The sequence below is a fragment of the Arthrobacter sp. P1_B9 genome, assembly GCF_056406495.1.
The window spans coordinates 182,194-201,881 of record NZ_JBFUAA010000009.1; the positions used below are offsets into that span (position 1 = coordinate 182,194).

A 19,688-nucleotide genomic window follows, 5' to 3' on the forward strand; every position below is an offset into this window, starting at 1 on the left:
GTCACCTTGACCCGCATCCTCATTGCAGAAGACGAAGAACGCATCTCCCGCTTCATCGAAAAGGGTCTGCGCGCGGCTGGCTACGTGCCCACGGTGGTCGCCGACGGCGTCACGGCCGTGGACTACGCCTCCAGCGGCGAATTTGATCTCCTGCTCCTCGACATCGGACTCCCCCGCCTGGACGGGTACGCCGTCCTCGCGGCGTTGCGCCGCGGCCAGGTGGGCATCCCGGTCATCTTCCTCACGGCCCGCGGATCATCCAGCGACACCGTCGCAGCGCTGGAGGGCGGCGCCGACGACTACATCGTCAAGCCTTTCCACTTCGAGGAACTCGTGGCCCGCATCAAGGCCCGGATCCGCAAGTCGGACACCGGCGATGTGCTGGCGGGAAGCGTCATGCGCTACGGGCACTTGGAGCTGAACCTGCTCACCCACTCGGTCAGCGTCGACGGCAGGATGGTGGAACTCTCTGCCCGCGAATTCGCGTTGGTGGAAATGTTCCTGCTCCACCCCGGGCAGGTCCTGAGCCGGCAGCAACTGCTCAGCCATGTCTGGGGCTACGACTTCGACGGCACGTCCAACGTGGTGGATGTGTACGTGCGCCAGTTGCGGATGAAACTCGGCGCGGACCGGATCCTCACCACCCGCGGCGCCGGGTACCGCCTCAGCTAGGCATAGCAAGCTGATCCGCGCAGGAAGGGAACAGAGTGGCCACCTTGGATGAACATCCCAGTGAAGACGGCCAGGCCGCGCCGGCGGTTGCCTTCCCTGAGGCGGAAACCCAGGACCCGTCCGGCTGGGGCGCAAAGATCCACTCGGTGCGTTTCCGGGTGGTGGCCGCCATGCTGGGCATGATGCTCGCCGGGGTGGTCACAGCCGGGATGGTCACGTTCGTGGTCCAGTTCCAGGACTCTGATGCCAGGACCGACCAGGCGGTTCTCGACAAGGCGAATGCCGTGGTCAAGGTCGTCCAGACAAAGAAGAAAACGTCCGGTGACTACGCCAACAGGACGTACGTCAGCGCCCTTCACGAGGCCGCGGAGGATATCGAGCCGCGCAGCAACGAGGTCATGGCAGGGATAGTGGATGGGCATGTGGCATGGACCGTTGAAGGCAACGGAGACAGCAACCTCCTGAACAACAGCATGTTGGCCGATGCTGCCCAGCTCAGCAACCCGGCCGGCGCGTCCTTCGGCGAGCTGAACTCGGACGGCCGTCCACTCAGGACAGTGGTGGTGCCCATGAAGGGCGCCCCCGGGACATTCTTCCTGGTCGGCCGGGACGCCGGCGATCAACGCGAGCACAACGCCAGCTCGGTGCGGACGTATTCGCTGGTGGCCCTCGGCATGCTTCTGGCTGCAGCGGTGATCGGCAGCGTGGTTGCGGGCCGGCTGCTCGATCCACTCCGCCGTATGCGCGAGACGTCCCGGGCGGTGGGCCCGGAGGACCTCACGCAAAGGGTGACGGTGCGCAAGGGCGAGGACGACGTCACCCTGCTTGCCAAGACCTTCAACACCATGCTGGAAAGACTCGATGAGGGCGCCCAGCAACAGCAGCAGTTCCTGGACGACGCCGGCCATGAGCTGCGGACCCCGCTGACCATTCTCCGCGGGCACCTCGAGCTCGTGACGGTCGATGATCCGGACGATGTCATTGCCACCAGGGACGTGCTGCTGGACGAGGTGGACCGGATGCAGCGCCTGGTGGACGACCTCCTGCTGCTCGCCAACTCCGGCGAGATCGGCTTCATCCAGCGTGAACCCGTCCGGGTCCCGGAGCTCCTGGATCAGGTCATGGAGAAGGTGCACGTCCTGGCCGACCGGCACTGGCAGATCGATGAAAGAGCTGGCTACGTGGTGGAGGCGGATCCGCAGCGCCTCACCCAGGCACTGGTCCAGCTCGCCGCGAACGCCGTCAAGTACACCGGGCCGTCCTCCACCATCGCGCTCGGCTCCCGGATTGAGCGCCCGACGGCGAACGACGGCACCTCGCTGCCCCCGCAGGACACCCTCGTGCTGTGGGTGCGCGATGACGGGATCGGCATCGCCGCCGAGGACCAGCAACGGATCTTCGAGCGGTTCGGCCGGGCGCACACGGGCCGCGGCGTGGAGGGCTCGGGACTGGGCCTTGCCATTGTCGCGGCCATTGCCCAGGCACACGGGGGCGTGGCCACGGTGGAATCCGAATACGGCCACGGGGCCACGTTCCTGATCCGGATCCCCCTGCAGTCCTCCGGGGTCCGCGTCTGACCTGCCCCGCCGTCTGACCTGCCCCAGCCCTCTGGCCCCACCTCGCCTCTGGCCCGCACCCGCTGGTGCCCGTGCCTAAGCGCGGCGCCGCAAAAGCGGGCCCTTGGATGAGGAATCCTTAATCTTCCCCTCATCCCACCCTCACTCTCGGGGCGCACGCTGATGCTTAACATCAGACAGCACCTGCCCGGACACAGTCGCGATCGCGGCCTTGTCCGGGGGCACCGGGGGCGGGGGAGGATTGTTGTGGAGCCACTGCGGATAGTGCTGTACTCACATGATTCAGTGGGCCTGGGACATGTGCGTCGGAATCTGGCACTGGCCCACGCGCTGAACAATCAGCTTCCCGGGCTGATCGGCCGCCCCGTCACCGGAATCCTCATCACCGGCACAGCCCTCGCACCGGCGTTCCGGTTGCCCGAGGGGTGGGACTGGGTGCTCCTTCCCGGTGTGGCGAAGGGTTCCGCGGGCTACCTGCCGCGGAACCTGACCTTGCCCATGGGGGAGCTCGTGCCGTTGCGGGCCAGGCTGCTGCAGGCAACGCTGGCCGGCTTCTCCCCCCACCTCGTGGTGGTGGACCGGCACGCCACGGGCGTTCATGGCGAACTCGAAACAGCCTTGCGCCACGCCCGCACCGCCGGGCCCGTGCGCGTGGTGCTGGGCCTCCGCGAGGTCCTCGACTCGCCCGCCGCGGCCCTCGCCGAATGGGCCAGGGTGGGCGGTCCCCGCGTTGTGAAGGACCTGTTCGATGCCATCTGGGTCTACGGCGATCCCGCCGTCCACGATCCCGTAGCCGCCGGCGAAATACCGTTCGCCCTCCGAAAGCTCATCCGGTACACGGGCTACCTGGCCGTGGGGCGCCCTCCGGCCTCCGGCACCAGCTGCATGCCCGGGCGGTACTGCATGACGACGGTCGGCGGCGGCTCGGACGGCTATGCCCTGGCCCGCGTCGCCGTCGCCACCCCGGTCCCGGACGGGCTGGGACACCTCGTGGTCGCCGGGCCGCAGATGCCCGCCGAGCAGCTCGATGACCTCCGGCAGCGGGCCCGCCCCGGCGTCAAAGTGGTCGCTACAGTCGATGACATCGTGTTCCACATCCGGCACGCCGGCGCCGTCGTGGCCATGGGCGGCTACAACACGGTGTGCGAAATCATGAGCACCCCTGTCCCGGCCCTGATCGTGCCCCGCACGCAGTCGCGCGCCGAGCAGCGGATCCGGGCCGAGTCCCTCGCCGCGGCCGGGTACCTGGAGCAACACGAGATTGGCACGCTGACGCCGGAGATCCTGGCGGCCTGGCTGGCCGCCCGGATCGGCACCACCGTGGACCGCCGTCGTGCGGTGCTGGACGGCCTGATCCGGGTTCCGCAGCTGGCCGCCGAGCTGCTGCGGCCGCTGGCCACTACCGAGCTGGCCCAAGCGGATCGGGACGGTGCCGATCAGGTCGCCGCCGAACGGGCCAGTGCCGAACAATTCAGCGCGGACGAAAGCGAGGCCGCAGCGAGCGTGAAAGGTGCCAGCCGTGTCGCCGTTTGAACCCGGGACGGCGTACGTCCTGAAGATGTACCCGCGGTTCTCCGAAACGTTCATCGTTTCGGAGATCCTGGCCCGCGAGGCCGCCGGGGACCGGATCGAAATCTTCTCGCTCCGTCCCACCGACGACCCCCGGTTCCACCCCGAGCTCGCCCGGGTCCAGGCACCGGTGACGTACATTGACCGCCCCATCAAGACTGTGGCCCTGTGGGAGAGCCTCCGGATGGCCGACGCGGCCGGGCTCACAGCCGCCGTCGGCCGGAATTTGGGCGAACTCGCCGCCGCCTCGGCAGACGACGCCGTGCAGGCCATCAACCTGGCCACCGCGCTGCAGAACCGCAACATCCGGCACATGCACGTCCACTTCGCCTCGGGATCAACCACCGTGGCCCGGCTGACGTCCCTCATCACCGGCATCCCGTTCTCGTTCACCGCGCACGCGGTGGATATCTTCCATGAATCGGTCCAGGACGAGGACCTGCGGCTCAAGCTCGAGCAGGCCCACCACGCCGTGACCATCAGCCAATACAACATGCGCTACCTGCGCCGCCGCTTCCCGTCCTCGACCGCCCGGCTCCATCTGGTGCGCAACGGCCTGGAGCTGGAGCGCTTCCCGTACCGGGAGCCCCGGCCGCTCGAAGCCACCCTCCGCATCGCCGCCGTCGGGCGCCTGGTGGAGAAAAAGGGCTTCCAGTATCTGTTGCCCGCGGCCGCCGAACTGCTGGACCAAGGGGTCAAACTGGACCTCCGGATCGCCGGGACCGGGCTCCTGGCCGAGGAACTGGAGGCCGGCATCGGCCAGCTCCGACTCGGCGCCCATGTCCGCCTGCTCGGCCCGCAGACCCAGGACCAGGTCCACGAGCTGCTCCACTCCTCCGATGTCTTCGTGGCGCCCTGCGTCGTCGGCGCCGACGGCAACGCGGACGGCATGCCCACGGTCCTGCTCGAGGCCATGGCCACGGGCGTCCCCTGCGTCAGCACGTCCGTCACCGGGATCCCCGAAGTAGTCCGGAACGGCTCCACCGGGGTCCTGGTCCGGCCGGGCAACCCGCACGCCCTGGCCCGCGGCATCTGCCAGCTCGGCTCCCCGGCCACGGACAGACTTGCCATGTCCCGCAACGCCCGCGCCCTGATCGAGGAGGACTACAACGTCCACCGCCAGGCCGAGCTCCTGAGGTCCCTCTCCCGTTCTGAAAGGAGAGTCGCATGACCCGCGTGGCCTATCTCTGCGCCGACCCCGGCGTTCCTGTCTTCGGCACCAAGGGCTCCTCCGTCCATGTCCAGGAAATCGTCCGGGCGTGGCGCGGGACCGGCGCCGCCGTCACCGTCTACTGCACCCTGCTCGGCACCGAGCGGCCCAGCGACCTTGCCGATCTCGACGTCGTCGAAGTCAAGCCGGAATCCGTCCCCGCCTCCGCGCGGGAACGGGCGGTCCAGGACGCCGCGCTGGGCCTGGCGGACGAGGTCCTGCGCAACGGCTGCGGGCTGTTCTACGAGCGCTATTCGCTGTTCAGCCCGGCGCTGTCCGTGGTGGCCCGCATCCTGGACGTGCCGTCCGTGCTGGAGGTCAATGCGCCGCTGATCGAGGAGCAGCAGCGGTACCGCCAGCTGCTCGACGTGAAGAAGGCTGAGACGGTGTTCCGCCGCAACGCCGCGACGGCCGACGTCGTGGCCTGCGTCTCGGATCCCGTGGTCCGCTGGGTGCGGGCGCGGGTGCCGACCGCCAGGACCGTGCTGGCGCCTAACGGAGTGAACGTCGAACGGATCACGGCCCGCCGCCCCGGCCGCCGGAATCCGGACCACCTCACCGTCGGGTTCGTCGGAACCCTGAAGCCCTGGCACGGTGTCCCCGGCCTGCTGCACGGTGTCGCCCTGGCCAACCAGCAGACCGCCGACCCGGGCCTGCGCTGGCAGCTTCATGTGGTGGGTGACGGCCCCGGCCGGCAGGACCTCGAACGCCTCGCCGAATCCCTCGGCGTGCCGACGGTTTTCTCGGGCCCCGTCGCGCCGGCTGCGGTGCCCGGCCTCCTGGCAGAATTCGACGCCGCCGCCGCACCCTATCCCCCGGACGGACCTGGCCAGGACGATTACTTCTCGCCGCTGAAGGTTTTTGAGTACATGGCAGCCGGGTTGCCTGTGATCGCGAGCGCCGTGGGCCAGATCCCGTCCATCATCCAGGACGGCCGCACCGGGATCCTCGTCCCGCCCGGGGACCCCGCCGCGCTCGCGGACGCCCTCCTCCGGCTCGGCCAAGACCCGAATTTGCGGGAAAGGCTGGGGCTCGATGCCCGCAACGACGCCGTGCAGCGGTTCAGCTGGAGCGGGGTGCTGTCCCGGATCACCGAGGCGCTGCCGCCTGCACGCAGACTGGCCAGGCAATGACCACCACTGCCAGGCATTCGCACCCCCGCAGCTGGCGGACCTTACGGCGACGGACCCGCACCAGCCCACCGGCTGAACTCTCACCGCTGCGGCGGACCTTGCGGTGCGTCCGCCCGCATTTGCGCGGGCACAGGCTGCTCATCACTTGGGGATTCATTGCCATGGCCGTGGAAATCCTCTTCCGGCTTCTTGAGCCGTGGCCGGTGAAAATCGTCCTGGACTCCGTCTCACACTCACTCGGCGCCAATCTCCGCAGGTCCCCGCTCAGCGTGGAGGCGAGTGCGGAGGTGCTGCTCCTCTGCGCCGGTGCGGTGGTTGTCATCTGCCTGATCCGGGCCGTGGCCGGCTACGTGTCCGCGATTTCGTTTGCCCTGGTGGGTACCCGGATTTCCTCCGAATTGCGCGCCCGAACCTTCCGCCACCTCCAGGGCCTGTCGATGCGCCACCACAGCCGCGCCTCCACCGGCGACACTGTCCAGCGGCTCGTCGGAGACGTGTCCCGGCTGCAGGATGTGGCCGTCACGGCGGGGCTCCCCCTCATCGGCAATTTCGTGTCGCTGATAGCAATGATGTTCATCATGCTCTGGCTCGATCCTTTGATCGCACTGGTGACGTTCGTGTCCATCGGGATATTCGTGTTGGTGTCCCGCAAGAACTCGGGATCGATTACTACCGCGGCCCGCAAGTCACGCAAGGGAGAAAGCGCCCTGGCCACCACCGCCGCCCAGACGTTGGGCGCAATGCGCGAAGTCCAGGCGTATGGACTCGAAGACACCCTCAGCTCGGGCTTCAGCAAGAGCAACCAGTCGGCCCTTGGCTCCGGCGTGGTCACGCTGCGGCTGGCCGCCAGCCTGCAGCGGAAGACCGACGTCCTGACGGGAATCGCGACGGCGGTGGTCCTGGCCGCCGGCGGATGGAGGGTGATGCAGCACGTGATGACCCCGGGTGATCTGGTCGTCTTCCTGACCTACCTGAAAACCGGGCTGAGGCCACTCAAGGATGTGGCCAGGTACACGAGCCGCATCGCCCGCGCGACGGCGTCCGGGGAACGGGTTGCGGACCTGCTTGAGGCCCAGAGTGACGTGCCCGAGTCACCGCACGCCGTCGCCCTCAGGAACCCGCACCCGGACATTGTGTTCGATGATGTCTGGGCCGGCCACTTCGAGGAAACCGCGGTGCTCAAGGGAATCACCCTGACCATACCGGCAGGTCAGCACTGCGCCGTGCTGGGGCCCTCCGGGGCCGGAAAGTCCACACTGGCAAGCATGATCCTTCGGATGGTGGACCCGTGGAAGGGGAATGTCAGCCTCGGCGGCGAGGACCTGCGGGACCTCAAGATCGCTTCCGTCCGCGCCCACGTCTCCATCCTGCTCCAGGACTCCGTGCTGTTCGGAACCTCCGCCCGGGAGAACATCAGGTTCGGCCGCCTCGATGCCACCGATGAGGAGATCGAAGCCGTGGCGGCCCTCGCACAGGCCGACGGTTTCATCCGCGCGCTGCCCCAGGGCTACGAAACCGTCCTTGGCGAGGCGGCCAACAATCTTTCCGGGGGCCAGCGTCAACGGCTGGCCGTCGCCCGTGCCATGCTCCGCAAGGCCCCGATCGTGATCCTGGACGAGGCGACCGCCGGGCTCGATCCGGCATCCCGGGATTCGGTCCTCAGCGCCCTGGACACACTCACCGAGGGCCGGACCTCCATCACGATCACCCACGACGTCAACTCGGCCCAATCGTGCGACCGGGTGATCTGGCTCGAAGACGGCCAAATCCTGGAAGACGGGCCGCCGCAGTCATTGCTGGCCGATCCGGATTCCCGCTTTGCCGGCTGGGTCCACCGGCAGCAGACCCCCGAGCCGGGTGAACTGTTCAAGGTGCCGACATGAGCACCCCGCAGGGACAAAGGCTGCAGGAAGAGTGGCTGCAGGCGCAGCGGCGCGACGCTGACCGTGCCTTGGCGGCCCGGGACCCCCGGATCCCGGCCCTGAACTGGGTGCTCGACGACGAGCTGCTCTCCGGGCTCTTGGGCGAAAGTGTCCAGATCATCAGGACCCGCTACAAACCGCACACCTCCGCCCTCGTCGCCTTCCGCCGGGCCGGCTATGGGGCCGGCAGCTACGGCTGGGCATTGACCACAACACCGGAGCACGTCGGGAAACTGCAGCAGCGGGCAGACAGCTCGCAAAAGCGCGACGGCGGCATCCGGCTTGTCCAGCCCGACCGTCCGCACGGTGACGTCGTCGTGGCTGTCGGCCCCATCGAAGAGGACTGGCCGCTGCGCCCCAACCTGCGGTGGCTCCGGGACCACGGACTCGGACGGCTCGGAGCGCTCCCCGCGGCAGGGCGCTTCCTGGACCCCCCGGTCAGCGTGCTGAGATACAACCCGGAGCGCAGGCTCGTTGTCAGGATCCCATCGGCGACACTGCCCGTCGTCGTCAAGACCGCCGTCCAAGCTGACGAAGCTGCCGAAGGTCTCCGCCTGCGGCAGCGGCTTCAGAGCCACGGCATCCCGGTCCTGCCCGAACTCGCCGACCCGGAATGCGCCGCGCACGGCATCAGCGCCTCCCCGGACTGGGGCCACGGAGACCTGGGCGGCGTCGACAACGATCCGGCCGCCTACCGGGCCGGCCAAGCCCTGGCGGCGATCCATGGAATGGACGCGGGAACCGGAGCGGACCCGATGGCGGACATGGAGGACCTTGTACGCCAGCTCATGGCCACGCGGTCCATGATCACTTGCCTGCTCCCCGGGCTCGAGGCTCCGGTGGACGCGCTCTCCGGCCGGCTCCTGGCAGCTGTCGGCGCCGCCGGCCCCCGAAGGCAACAGCCGGTGATGGTCCATGGTGACTTTTCGGCGGACCAAGTTCTGGTGGACGGCCCGGCCGTCCGCATCATCGATTTCGACCGAGTCAGGACCTCCGACCCGGCCAGAGACCTTGGGTCCTTTGCCGCGGTGGAGGACATCGCAGACCCCGCCGGCGTCGGGCCCGTCGCCGGCGGCCGCAAGACGGCCCAGCTGATCGACGGTTACCGCGAGGCCGGCGGGCACGTATCGCAGGCCAGGGTGGAGACCTGGGCGGCCTTCCGGTTGTTCCTGAACAGCGTCGACCCGTTCAGGAACCGGGCCAGCGACTGGCCGGCCGACACGAGCTGGCATATCCGCCGGGCCCTGGAGTTGATCGCATGAGCTGGCACCCGCCGCTTTGGAAATACACCGACGACGCCGGCACGGCGTGGCGCGTCCACAACGCGTGGCCCGACAAAGAACCCGGAGAATACCTGCTTGAGGTCCGGACTGCAGAACGGCCCGGCGTTCGGGGAGCACATCTGAGCCATGGCCACTTTGAGATCCTGCCGGAGGACGATCCCGAACTGCCGGCCCTTCGGACCGAAAGACAGCGCGGGGAAATCATTTCCCACTGGCCCTACACGCGGGCGATCATCCGGGCGGAGGGATGCTACATCAAGGTCTTCCGGCCCGGCAGGGCCGCGGTCCCGGCCGAACGGTACGCCCAGATGGACCTCCTGCTGGACGCCGGCGCCTTTACGGCGCCCGAGGTGCTTCAGAGCTCCCCGGACACCCTCGTTTTGAGCGCCCTCTCCGGACCGACGCTCGGCGAAATCGGCGAGGACTACGTCACGATCGGCGACAAGGAGTTTGCCGGCGCATGGGAAGAATGGTCCAGCGCCTGGCTCGCCCAGCTGAGCGCGGCGTCTGACGTCAGCAGACAAACCGTTCTGGGCGCCCTGCCGGTCCATTCACCGGAGGTGGAAGCGAGGGGCGTGGCCCGTTGGTTGAAACTATGGCTGCGCCACACAGAGAATGTTCCGGAATTGTCCACCCAACGCGGCACCTTGATCGCCATGGCAGATTACGTCACGGCGAACCTGCTCGGCTCGGTACCGGACGCGCTGGTATGGGCCCACGGAGACCTGCATGACCGGCAGATCATCGCTGGCGACGGCCGGTCCCCGTTCGGGCTGCTGGACTTCGACGATACTGCCCGGGCCGAAGCCGCCCGCGACCTCGCCTACCTGGATTTCCATCTGGAGCGGCGCATGTGGCGCAGTAACCTGACGCCGGCGCGATACCTTAAGGCCCACACAAAGGTGCTGGCCGTGGCCGAGCAATTGCAGGTCAGCCCGGATCGGTTCGATGCCTACTCGGACGCACGCTGGCTGCGACTGGCCTGTTCTTCGCTTCCTTCGGGCTCATCGCTGGCGACCCGCGTTCTCGAGGACCGGGTAAGGCATCGTCAGTCCTTCGGATCCACCGTCCTGGCCAGCAGCCGGCCCCTCGGATCCCGGAGCTGATCCACATGGGCTGGCACCCGCCCGTCCCGGCCGCCATCCTGGATGCTGACAACACCGAATGGCAGGTCATCCGCTCCTGGCCCGACGACTCCGCGGAGGACTACGTCCTGGAGTTGGGGGTTCCCGGCCGGGCAGGGGTCCGGGCAGCCCACCTCCGGGCGGGCCAGCTGGAGCTCCTGCGGGACGGCCGCGACCGGCGTCTCCCCGCCCTGAAGCGCGCGTCGCCGCTGGGGGTGGTGGTGGTGCACCGGGCCTATAAGCGTGCCGTGGTCAGAGCCGGGGAGCACCACCTCAAGCTCTTCCGGGCCCGCCAGTCCGACGAAGCGGTGGGCAGGCACGAACGGATGAACGAGCTCCTCGGCGCAGGGGACTTCCTCACACCGGAAATTGTTTCCTCCACCCCTGGCTGCCTCACCCTCATGACGCTGCCCGGCCGTTCCCTGTTCGAGCTGGGAATCGACCCCGCGGTCAGCGATGTGGTCTTTGAAAATGCCTGGCAAAAATGGTCCTGGGCCTGGGTCCGGCAGCATTCCCTGGCCTTGGCGCCCGCGCACCGCCCCACTCTCGAGGCGCTCCCTGTCCGGACGGCCGCCGTCGAACTGGCGAGACTGCAACACACGGTGCACCTGTGGCTGGTGCACGCCGGGGACATTCCGGCGGCGCAAGCGGAGCGCGCGGCCGTCCGCGGGGCCGCGGGGCAGGCCGCCCAAAAGCTGCTCCGGACCGATCCGGATCCGCTGGTTTGGTCGCACGGGGACCTTCACGACAAGCAGATCTTCACCCTGGATCCCGGCGCTCCCCTGGGCCTGCTGGACTTCGATGAAGCCTGCCGCGCCGAGGCCGCCGCCGACCTCGGCAACATCGCCGTGCACCTTCAGCTGCGCCTGCACCAACACCGCCTGACCGCCGAAAGGTACCAAACCGCCCGCCGCCACGTCATCGCAACGGCCGAGGAACTGCATGTCACCCCGGCGCGCTTCGACGCCTACGCCGCCGCGACCCGCCTGCGGCTCGGCTGCCTGTATTCCTTCCGGCCGCAGTGGGCCGACCTGGCGGAGGACTTCCTCGTTCCGGATGGTGAACAGGCCCTGGCGGCGGGAGTTCCGGCCGCTAAAGTGGAGCCCACGTACTGACTGCACACCAGATCGAAACCACCCCACACCGAACCACCCCACACCGAACCACCGAACCACCGCGCATTGCGCCGAACCGGGAGGACCGCTGGCATGGCTTACATCAAGGTTGGAACCGAAAACAGCACAGACGTTGAGCTCTACTACGAGGACCACGGATCCGGCCAGGCCGTGGTCCTTATCCATGGCTACCCGCTGGACGGCTCGTCGTGGGAAAAGCAGACCGCGGCGCTTCTCGGCGCGGGCTACCGTGTGATCACCTACGACCGGCGCGGCTTCGGACAGTCCAGCAAACCCACCGAGGGCTACGACTACGACACGTTCGCGGCGGACCTCAACACCCTCCTGACCACGCTGGACCTGAACGACGCCGTGCTGGTGGGCTTCTCCATGGGCACCGGCGAAGTGGGCCGCTACCTCGGAACCTACGGGTCCGCCCGGGTCTCGAAAGCGGTGTTCCTGGCCTCGCTGGAGCCGTACGTGCTGCAGGCCGAGGACAACCCCGACGGTGTCCCGCAGTCGGTGTTCGACGGGCTGATGGAGGCCGTGACGGCGGACCGGTACGCCTTCTTCACCCAATTCTTCAAGAACTTCTACAACAGCGACACTTTCCTGGGCACTCCCCGGCTCAGCCAGGAGGTCCTGAACGCGGGCTGGAACCTCGCCACCGGGGGTGGGCCCACGGCGTCGTCGGCGGCGCAGCCAACCTGGCTCACGGACTTCCGAGCCGACATCCCCAAGATCGATGTCCCGGCCCTCATTGTGCACGGCACGGCGGACAACATCCTGCCGATCGACGTCGCCGGCCGCCAATTCGCCAAGGCGCTGCCGAGTGCCGAGTACGTGGAGATCGACGGCGCCCCGCACGGCATGCTGTGGACCCACGCCGCGGAGATCAACGAGGTTCTGCTGCGGTTCCTGGCGAGCTGACCGGGGCCGCCGCGGAGCCGCCCTGGTTGACACAGCTCAGACGGGTACGGTTCAATCTTTTGCATATGCTGAAATAACAGTTCCACGATACGAATATTTTGTCCGTATAGCCCTACACCGTGGATGCCAGCATTGACACAAAGGATCTGGCACATGCTGTTGGACGACTTTAATGCCGCCGGACGCGCGGAGGCCGCCGCCGCCCTGCGCCCCTGCCTGGACATCGAGCGATGGATTGAGGAGATCGTCGGCTCGAGGCCCTTCGACAGTACGGAAATCCTCCTCCAAACCGCCCGCCGCGCGGCGGAACCGTTCACCGAGGCGGAGGTGGAAGCCGCGCTGGCCCACCATCCCCGCATCGGCGAACGGGCCGCAGGAGACAGCGCGGAGGCCCGGCTCTCCCAATCAGAGCAGGCGAGCCTGGGCGCTCCGGATCCGGCCGTCGCCGCAGCCATCGCCGCAGGGAACCGGAGCTATGAAGAGAAATTCGGCCAGGTCTTCCTGATCCGCGCGGCCGGCCGGAGCCGCGAGGAGATCCTGGCCGCCCTCAACGCCCGGCTCGCCCACACTCCCGAAGAAGAACAAGTGGTCATCGGCCAGCAGCTGCGCGAAATCGCGGTACTCCGACTCGAAGGACTGATAGGCGCATGAGCACTTCCCACGTCACCACCCACGTTCTGGACACGGGTTCCGGCAAGCCCGCCGCAGGCGTCGCAGTCACCTTGGACATGCTCGACGGCGAACGCTGGGTCAGGATCGCGGCCGGCGCCACTGACGATGACGGCCGCGTCAAGTCACTCGGCCCCGACAGCCTGGGCTCCGGCACCTACCGCCTGGGCTTCGATACCGGAGCCTATTACGCGGCCGCCGGGACCGAGACCTTCTTCCCCGAAGTCACACTGACCTTTGCGGTGTCCGAAGCGCAGGCCCACTACCACGTCCCGCTTCTGCTGAGCCCCTTCGCCTACTCCACCTACCGGGGCAGCTAAGCCCGGAGCAGCCAAGACCGGCTGCCAGCACCACGTCACACCCCTACCGGCCCCGGCACCGCTCCGGGAACAGGCCTCCCTGCCTGGTGGCCGGCGCAGCCATGTTCCGGCGCAGCCATGTTCCGGCGCAGCCATGTTCCGGCGCAGCCATGTTCCGGCGCAGCCATGTTCCCGCGCAGCCCGCCCGGCCCCCAGGGCCAGTCACAAACGACATTTTCGCGGCGAACCGGCCCAGCCGGCCCATGACCCTTGACAGTGGCCCACGTCACTCCTAATCTGAATTTTGGGATCCCAAATCGGGATCCCAAAACAAGAAAGCTTGCCGGGCCCCGCCCTCCCAGATTCTGCACCTGATCCGAACCTGATGTCAGCGCTGACATCAGCCCTATCAACCGCTGCGATCGACACAGGGCCCGCGCACAGGACGCCCCACGCTCCGGCATCCTGACCCTCAAACAAATCCCCCATCACCTGCCGGCATGTTTACTCTCTATCAAGGAGAAGTTGTGTCTCTTCCAAATACCGAAACAGCAGTACAGCCCGATGACCTCACAAGCTCCAAGGACGGCGTGCAACGGCGCACGAATGTCCGATGGAAAATGTTCCTACTCCTGCTGGTCCTCGTGTCCGTGAACTACATCGACCGGGGATCCATCTCTGTTGCCCTGCCCATCATCCAGAAGGAATTCAACATGGCCCCGGAGCTCGTGGGCCTCCTGCTCTCAGCCTTCTTCTGGACCTACGCCCTCATGCAGATCCCGGTCGGCTGGCTGATCGACAAGTTCGGCCCCCGCAAGGTGATGACCGCGTCCTGCGTCGGCTGGGGCGCCGCAACGGCGGCCTCCGGCCTGGCCGGAGGCTTTGTCAGCATGTTCATCGCCCGCCTGGGCATCGGCGTCACCGAGGCCGGGGTCATGCCGGCCGGCGGAAAACTGAATGCCATCTGGATGCACAAATCGGAACGCGGCCGCGGCGCCACCATCCTTGACGCCGGAGCCCCTTTGGGCGCCGGGCTCGGCGGCATCCTCATCGCAGGCCTGATCGCCTCGACGGGCAGCTGGCGGAGCTCCTTCATCATCGCCGGCGCCGCCACCGTCCTCATGGGCCTCGCCGTCTGGTGGTACGTCCGGGACAACCCCCGCCAGCACCGCGGAGTCAACGACGCCGAGGCCGAGTACATCGAGGCCTCCCACGCCGCCGAGGACGCCGAAGCCGAGCTCGACGGCAGCAAGGGCAAGCGCGCCCTGCTCCCCTACCTCAAGTTCCGTTCCTTCTGGGCCATGTGCTTCGGCTGGCTGGGCTTCAACGGCGTCTTCTACGGCCTGCTCACCTGGGGCCCGCTCTACCTGGCCCAGGCCAAGGGCTTTGACCTGAAGACCATCGGCTGGTCCACGTTCGTGATCTTCGGCGCCGGTTTCGTCGGCGAAATCCTCGGCGGCACCATCGCCGACAAATGGCGGGCATCTGGCGCCTCGGCCAACCGCGTCATGCGCACCCTCCTGGGCACCTCCAGCGTCGTAGTGATCGGCGGCCTTGTCGGTGTCACCGTCGTTGCCGACCCGACGACGGCGGTAGTCCTGCTCTCCGTCGTCATGTTCTTCCTTCGCTGGGTGGGCCTCTTCTGGAGCATCCCCTCGATCCTGGGTGGCCGGACCAACGCCGGCGTCCTGGGCGGCGCGATGAACTTCAGCGGCAACATCTCCGGCTTCGTCACCCCGATCGCGGTCGGCCTGATCGTCGGTGCCACCGGCTCATACACCTGGGCGCTGCTGTACTTCGTGGGATCCGCGATCATCATGGGCGCATCCGTGCTGACCCTGAACTACAACAAGCGGCTCCCTGTCTAAGCTAGGCCACGAAACACCAGTTCCCGAAGCCGGGAACGCAGTGCCATAAAGAACCCGAAATGGAGCACCATGCTTACCGCAGAAGAAACCCAGGACAAGGAACGCCCCCTCCGGGAGGCTGTCCGGGACACCCTCCGCAACAGGATCTTTGAAGGGCACTACGTTCCCGGCACCAGGCTGGTGGAGCGCGACCTCGCCGCCGAATTCAACGTCTCCCGCCTCCCGGTCCGCGAGGCGCTGCGAATGCTGCGCCAGGAAGGCCTGGTCAGCGACCGCGGCGCTCGCGGGGCCGAAGTCAGCTCGCTCAGCCCCAAAGACGTGGAGGATCTCTTCGACGTCCGCCAGTCGCTCGAAGTGCTGGCCTGCAGGCTGGCCGCGGCCCGCGCCACACCGGAGGACCTCAGTGCGCTGGAAGCCTTGTTGGACGTGGCCGAGCTCTCTCTAGCCAAGGGCGCCATTATGGACGCCCACCGGGCCAACAGCGAATTCCACGATGCCATCACCCGGATCGCCAACAACGGCTTCCTCAAATCGGCGCTCGAACCCCTCCAGGGCCGGATGCACTGGCTGTTCCGGCATGTGAGCGACCTCCCCGAACTCATCGAAGAACATCGGGCGCTCTACACCGCGATCGCCAGCGGTGACCCTGACCGGGCGGCTGCCCAGTCGGCGTCGCACATCGACAAATACCGGGAACAGTTTCCGGAGAATTTCCGCCGGACGGAACCCGACCTTCATCGGAAGAAGTAATGAAACTCCTTGTCATCAACCCCAACATCAGCAACGATGTCACTTCGCTGATCGAATCCGAAGCCCGGCGTTCAGCCTCGCCCGGAACCGAACTGGTAGTCCGGACCGCCGGCCACGGCGTCGAATACATCGAAACCCGCTTTGAATCGCTGATCGCCGCCGGTGCCGTCGCCGAAATCATCGCAGAGTACACTCGCGACGGCGCCAGCGTCGACGGCGTGGTGGTCGCCGCATTCGGCGACCCAGGGATGCCGGCGCTGAAGGAACTCGCCGACGTCCCCGTCATCGGAATTACCGAGGCGGCACTTTGCGCCGCCGCCCTGCAGGGGCACCGGTTCTCGATCATCGCCATCTCGGACCGTATCCGGCCCTGGTATCTGGACTGCGTTGAACGGTTCGGGCTCGCCGGCCGGCTGGCCTCGATCCGCTCCATCAACGAGAGCCTCAACGGCATCGGTTCCGTGCAGCAGGACTTCAAGGAGACCCTGCTGGCGCTCAGCCGCCAGGCCGTCGCCGAGGACGGGGCCGACGTTGTGATCCTCGCCGGCGCGCCGCTCGCCGGACTTGCCCGCGAGCTTGCAGGCCAGATCCCCGTCCCCGTGGTGGACGGCATTTCCGCTGGCATCCAGATGGCCCAGTCCGTAGTCAACCTCCAGTCCGGTCCGCACCGGGCCGGCGCCTTCGCGCCGCCACCGGTCAAGGCCCGCAAGGGGCTTTCGAAAAACCTCGATGCCGCCCTCACGACGGCGCAGCACGCCACCCGGCTGCCCGCACCGTCCCACTAATTTTCTTTCTCGAAGGAGGACAACGATGTCCCACACCCCAGACCTTGTCATTGCCAACGGCACCGTGGTCAACAGTTTCGGCCGCCAGAATGTGCACGTCGTGGTGCACGGCAGGACGATCGTCCAGCTCGTGGACGCTTCTGAGCCGGTCCCCGCTGCCGCCAGGACCATCGACGCCGCCGGCCAGCTGGTGATTCCGGGTGGCGTGGACGGCCACTGCCATGTCGCCCAGGTAACCGGACGGTTCCGTACCCTGGACGACTACCGGACAACATCCACCGCTGCCCTCTGGGGCGGCACCACCACCATTATCGACTTCGGCATCCCCCGCGACGCCCGCGAGACCCCGCTGGCCGCGGTGTTGCACAAGAAGGAACTGGCACGCGAGTCCCGCTGCGACGTCGCCCTGCACGGCTCGGTGGTCCAGTGGGACGAGACTGTGCCGTGGCAGCTCGAACAGCTCGCCGCCGAAGGTGTCCGTTCGGTCAAGATGTACACCACGAACCGGGGCACCACCATGGCCGACGGGGACACCATCCTGAAGGTCATGCGCGAGATGGTCCGGCTCGACGGCCTTACCTACATCCACGCCGAACACGATCCCATCATTGCCGACTGCACCCAGCAGCATGCGGACGACGGCCGCATCGGCATCGAACACCTGCACCGGACCCGGCCCGAACTCGCGGAGGAGATCTCGGTCAAGGAGACCCTGGCGATGGCCGAGTACACCAACGCTCCCGTCTACTTTGTGCACCAGTCCACGCCGGGGGCCGTAGACCTCGTCGCCGGGGCCCGCAGCCACGGAATGGACGCCTTCTCGGAAACGTGCCCGCACTACCTCACCCTGGACGACACCGTCTACGGCACGTCCTTCCCCGAGTGGTACGCCTGCTGCCCGCCGATGCGCAGCCCCGAGACCGTCGCCGCGCTGCGGGACCGGCTTGCCGCCGGAGCCATCCACACGGTGGCCTCGGACCACTCCTGCTACGATCTCACGCAAAAACGCGAGCGATCCGATGACATCCGCGCCATGCCGCACGGCCTGCCGGGAGTGGAAACCCGCATGCCTGTCACCTTCACCGCCATGATGGACGCCACCGGCGGGGCAGCCCGGGTGGAGGATTTCGTGGAAGTGTTCGCCGCCGGTCCGGCCCGGATCAACGCCCTGCCGGGCAAGGGAACGATCGCAGCAGGGTACGACGCCGACCTCGTCGTCTTCGATCCCGCACAGGAACTCACCGTTGACGGCGCTGCCCTGCACATGGGAACGGATTTCTCGCCGTTCGACGGTAGGACGCTCGCCGGCTGGCCCGCCGTCGTGGTGTCCGCCGGACGCGTCGTGCTGGACGCCGGCGGCTTCCATGACCCCGGCCCCGTGGGCCAGTTTGTGGCCCGAAACGGTTTCCGCGAGCACCAGGCGGCCGCGGCCACCGCCCCCGTCAGCGCCACCCCCGCCCCCGCCGCTGTCTACCCCGCTGCCCGCTAGGAGCACCCATGCCTTCCGCAACCCGCCCCACCCGTATCGGCATGATCGTGCCGTCCTCCAACACCTGCCTCGAGCCGCAAAGCTACCGGATCCTCGGCGACCGCGACGACGTGACAATCCACTTCGCCAGGATCCAGGTCACGCGGATCGCCCTCGACGATTCCTCCGACCGGCAATTTGATGCCCCGGCAATGCGGGCTGCCGCCGAGATCCTGGCGACCGCCGACGTCGACGTCATCGCGTGGAACGGCACTTCAGGATCGTGGCTCGGCGCCGATCACGACCGCGAACTCGTCAAGGGAATACAGGACGCCACCGGCATTCCCGCCACCACCTCCACACTGGCGTACATGGAGGCCTTCCGGTCCTTCGGCACCGAGCGGATCGGGCTGTTCACCCCGTACACGGAGGACGTCAACGAACGGATCGTGGCGTCCTACGAACGGGACGGGATCAAAACACTTGACCACCGTTTCCTCGGCCTGAGCGACAACGAATCATTCGCCCGGGTCTCCGACGCCGAGATGCGGCCCGGATCCCTGGAACTCGCGGCACAGAACCCGGACGCGCTCGTGTACCTCTGCACCAATCTCTACGGTGCCAACATCGCGGAGGAAATCGAGGCGGCCATGGGCGTTCCCGTGCTCGATTCGGTGGCCGTGACCCTGTGGCACTGCCTCAAAATGGCCGGCGCCCCGCTGCTCTCCCCGCGGTGGGGCAGGCTGCTCACCTAAGCCTGACCGCCAAGGCAACGCGGGGTCAGATACGGCCGATGCCGGGCGGCTTTATGGGCCGCATCTGACCCCGCGTTGCCTTGTGTACCGACCTTCCAACCGATTGTGACTGCCGGGCCGCGGTGATGCGCCGCTGATGTTGACGCGTCCCAGCCTCTCTCGATAATCTCGAAATGCAAGAAAGTTTTTCCACATAATGAAAAATATTGATCACCATTCAACGATGAAGAGTGAGGTGGACGTGGCTGCAGGAGAAGATACCTCCCATATCCTCAGCGGGTTGACAAACCAGCTGCCTGATCGTGATCCGGAAGAGACCGCCGAATGGCTGGAGTCCCTGGATACCCTGATTCAGGAACAAGGCACCGAACGTGCCCAGTACATTATGCGAAGCCTGCTCCAGCGGGCCGGCGCGCAGAGCGTGGGTGTTCCGATGGTCACCACCACGGACTACGTCAACACCATCCCGGTCGACCAGGAAGCGGCATTCCCTGGCGATGAAGAGATCGAACGCAAATACCGTGCCTGGCTGCGCTGGAATGCCGCCGTGATGGTGCAC

General features: G+C 67.2%; 17 protein-coding genes and 1 pseudogene. All 18 read left to right on the forward strand.

Translation table 11 applies throughout. The features are described 5' to 3' along the window. Positions 1-6 precede the first annotated feature (6 nt). The gene (locus tag AC1D1A_RS14245; RefSeq protein ID WP_223913445.1) at positions 7-672 is read left to right on the forward strand and encodes a response regulator transcription factor; all 666 of its coding nucleotides are present in this window, start codon (positions 7-9) and stop codon (positions 670-672) included. A 44-nt stretch (positions 673-716) separates the two neighbouring features. Beyond that, complete coding sequence (locus AC1D1A_RS14250) at positions 717-2,249, forward strand: sensor histidine kinase (protein ID WP_476947991.1); 1,533 nt, start codon at positions 717-719, stop codon at positions 2,247-2,249. 300 nt (positions 2,250-2,549) lie between these two features. Beyond that, positions 2,550-3,782 (forward strand): glycosyltransferase family protein, encoded by a 1,233-nt coding sequence (locus AC1D1A_RS14255; protein WP_476947992.1) that lies wholly within the window; start codon positions 2,550-2,552, stop codon positions 3,780-3,782. Beyond that, on the forward strand, positions 3,769-4,989 hold the full coding sequence (locus AC1D1A_RS14260; RefSeq protein WP_476947993.1) for a glycosyltransferase: 1,221 nt from the start codon (positions 3,769-3,771) through the stop codon (positions 4,987-4,989). Before AC1D1A_RS14255 ends, AC1D1A_RS14260 begins: the two co-directional genes overlap by 14 nt. Continuing rightward, positions 4,986-6,161 (forward strand): glycosyltransferase, encoded by a 1,176-nt coding sequence (locus AC1D1A_RS14265; RefSeq protein WP_476947994.1) that lies wholly within the window; start codon positions 4,986-4,988, stop codon positions 6,159-6,161. The genes AC1D1A_RS14260 and AC1D1A_RS14265 overlap by 4 nt, the downstream gene beginning before the upstream one ends. A gap of 161 nt (positions 6,162-6,322) precedes the next feature. Further along, positions 6,323-8,044 carry an ABC transporter ATP-binding protein gene (locus tag AC1D1A_RS14270; RefSeq protein WP_476947995.1) on the forward strand — a complete coding sequence of 574 codons (1,722 nt, stop codon included), beginning with the start codon at positions 6,323-6,325 and terminating at the stop codon, positions 8,042-8,044. Beyond that, positions 8,041-9,345: a phosphotransferase family protein gene (locus AC1D1A_RS14275; RefSeq protein WP_476947996.1), complete on the forward strand. Its 1,305-nt coding sequence runs from the start codon at positions 8,041-8,043 to the stop codon at positions 9,343-9,345. The genes AC1D1A_RS14270 and AC1D1A_RS14275 overlap by 4 nt, the downstream gene beginning before the upstream one ends. After that, positions 9,342-10,472 (forward strand): phosphotransferase, encoded by a 1,131-nt coding sequence (locus AC1D1A_RS14280; RefSeq protein ID WP_476947997.1) that lies wholly within the window; start codon positions 9,342-9,344, stop codon positions 10,470-10,472. Before AC1D1A_RS14275 ends, AC1D1A_RS14280 begins: the two co-directional genes overlap by 4 nt. Positions 10,473-10,477: 5 nt before the next feature. Next, positions 10,478-11,605 carry a phosphotransferase gene (locus AC1D1A_RS14285; protein ID WP_476947998.1) on the forward strand — a complete coding sequence of 376 codons (1,128 nt, stop codon included), beginning with the start codon at positions 10,478-10,480 and terminating at the stop codon, positions 11,603-11,605. Between the two features lie 93 nt (positions 11,606-11,698). Continuing rightward, positions 11,699-12,535: an alpha/beta fold hydrolase gene (locus tag AC1D1A_RS14290; RefSeq protein ID WP_476947999.1), complete on the forward strand. Its 837-nt coding sequence runs from the start codon at positions 11,699-11,701 to the stop codon at positions 12,533-12,535. 153 nt (positions 12,536-12,688) lie between these two features. Continuing rightward, positions 12,689-13,186, forward strand: coding sequence for a 2-oxo-4-hydroxy-4-carboxy-5-ureidoimidazoline decarboxylase (gene uraD / locus AC1D1A_RS14295; RefSeq protein ID WP_476948000.1), 498 nt, complete (start codon positions 12,689-12,691; stop codon positions 13,184-13,186). Then, entirely contained in the window at positions 13,183-13,524 is a 342-nt protein-coding gene (gene uraH / locus AC1D1A_RS14300) for a hydroxyisourate hydrolase (RefSeq protein ID WP_230010411.1), read from the forward strand. Before uraD ends, uraH begins: the two co-directional genes overlap by 4 nt. A 506-nt stretch (positions 13,525-14,030) precedes the next feature. Then, the gene (locus AC1D1A_RS14305) at positions 14,031-15,371 is read left to right on the forward strand and encodes an MFS transporter (RefSeq protein WP_476858189.1); all 1,341 of its coding nucleotides are present in this window, start codon (positions 14,031-14,033) and stop codon (positions 15,369-15,371) included. A 69-nt stretch (positions 15,372-15,440) separates the two neighbouring features. Next, positions 15,441-16,121 (forward strand): GntR family transcriptional regulator, encoded by a 681-nt coding sequence (locus tag AC1D1A_RS14310; RefSeq protein ID WP_476858188.1) that lies wholly within the window; start codon positions 15,441-15,443, stop codon positions 16,119-16,121. After that, positions 16,121-16,906 (forward strand): aspartate/glutamate racemase family protein, encoded by a 786-nt coding sequence (locus AC1D1A_RS14315; protein ID WP_230009168.1) that lies wholly within the window; start codon positions 16,121-16,123, stop codon positions 16,904-16,906. The genes AC1D1A_RS14310 and AC1D1A_RS14315 overlap by 1 nt, the downstream gene beginning before the upstream one ends. Positions 16,907-16,931: 25 nt before the next feature. Next, on the forward strand, positions 16,932-18,395 hold the full coding sequence (locus tag AC1D1A_RS14320; protein WP_476948001.1) for an amidohydrolase family protein: 1,464 nt from the start codon (positions 16,932-16,934) through the stop codon (positions 18,393-18,395). Positions 18,396-18,403: 8 nt separating this feature from the next. Beyond that, the gene (locus AC1D1A_RS14325) at positions 18,404-19,129 is read left to right on the forward strand and encodes a maleate cis-trans isomerase family protein (protein WP_476874376.1); all 726 of its coding nucleotides are present in this window, start codon (positions 18,404-18,406) and stop codon (positions 19,127-19,129) included. A 196-nt stretch (positions 19,130-19,325) separates the two neighbouring features. Beyond that, a pseudogene (locus AC1D1A_RS14330) lies at positions 19,326-19,688 on the forward strand (pyruvate dehydrogenase (acetyl-transferring), homodimeric type); the annotation flags it as partial.

Coding starts and splice junctions, on each gene's coding strand:
- AC1D1A_RS14265 (WP_476947994.1), top strand. CDS start 4,986: ATGACCCGCGTGGCCTATCTCTGCGCCGACCCCGGCGTTCCTGTCTTC.
- AC1D1A_RS14270 (WP_476947995.1), top strand. CDS start 6,323: ATGGCCGTGGAAATCCTCTTCCGGCTTCTTGAGCCGTGGCCGGTGAAA.
- AC1D1A_RS14275 (WP_476947996.1), top strand. CDS start 8,041: ATGAGCACCCCGCAGGGACAAAGGCTGCAGGAAGAGTGGCTGCAGGCG.
- AC1D1A_RS14280 (WP_476947997.1), top strand. CDS start 9,342: ATGAGCTGGCACCCGCCGCTTTGGAAATACACCGACGACGCCGGCACG.
- AC1D1A_RS14285 (WP_476947998.1), top strand. CDS start 10,478: ATGGGCTGGCACCCGCCCGTCCCGGCCGCCATCCTGGATGCTGACAAC.
- AC1D1A_RS14290 (WP_476947999.1), top strand. CDS start 11,699: ATGGCTTACATCAAGGTTGGAACCGAAAACAGCACAGACGTTGAGCTC.
- uraD (WP_476948000.1), top strand. CDS start 12,689: ATGCTGTTGGACGACTTTAATGCCGCCGGACGCGCGGAGGCCGCCGCC.
- uraH (WP_230010411.1), top strand. CDS start 13,183: ATGAGCACTTCCCACGTCACCACCCACGTTCTGGACACGGGTTCCGGC.
- AC1D1A_RS14310 (WP_476858188.1), top strand. CDS start 15,441: ATGCTTACCGCAGAAGAAACCCAGGACAAGGAACGCCCCCTCCGGGAG.
- AC1D1A_RS14315 (WP_230009168.1), top strand. CDS start 16,121: ATGAAACTCCTTGTCATCAACCCCAACATCAGCAACGATGTCACTTCG.
- AC1D1A_RS14320 (WP_476948001.1), top strand. CDS start 16,932: ATGTCCCACACCCCAGACCTTGTCATTGCCAACGGCACCGTGGTCAAC.
- AC1D1A_RS14325 (WP_476874376.1), top strand. CDS start 18,404: ATGCCTTCCGCAACCCGCCCCACCCGTATCGGCATGATCGTGCCGTCC.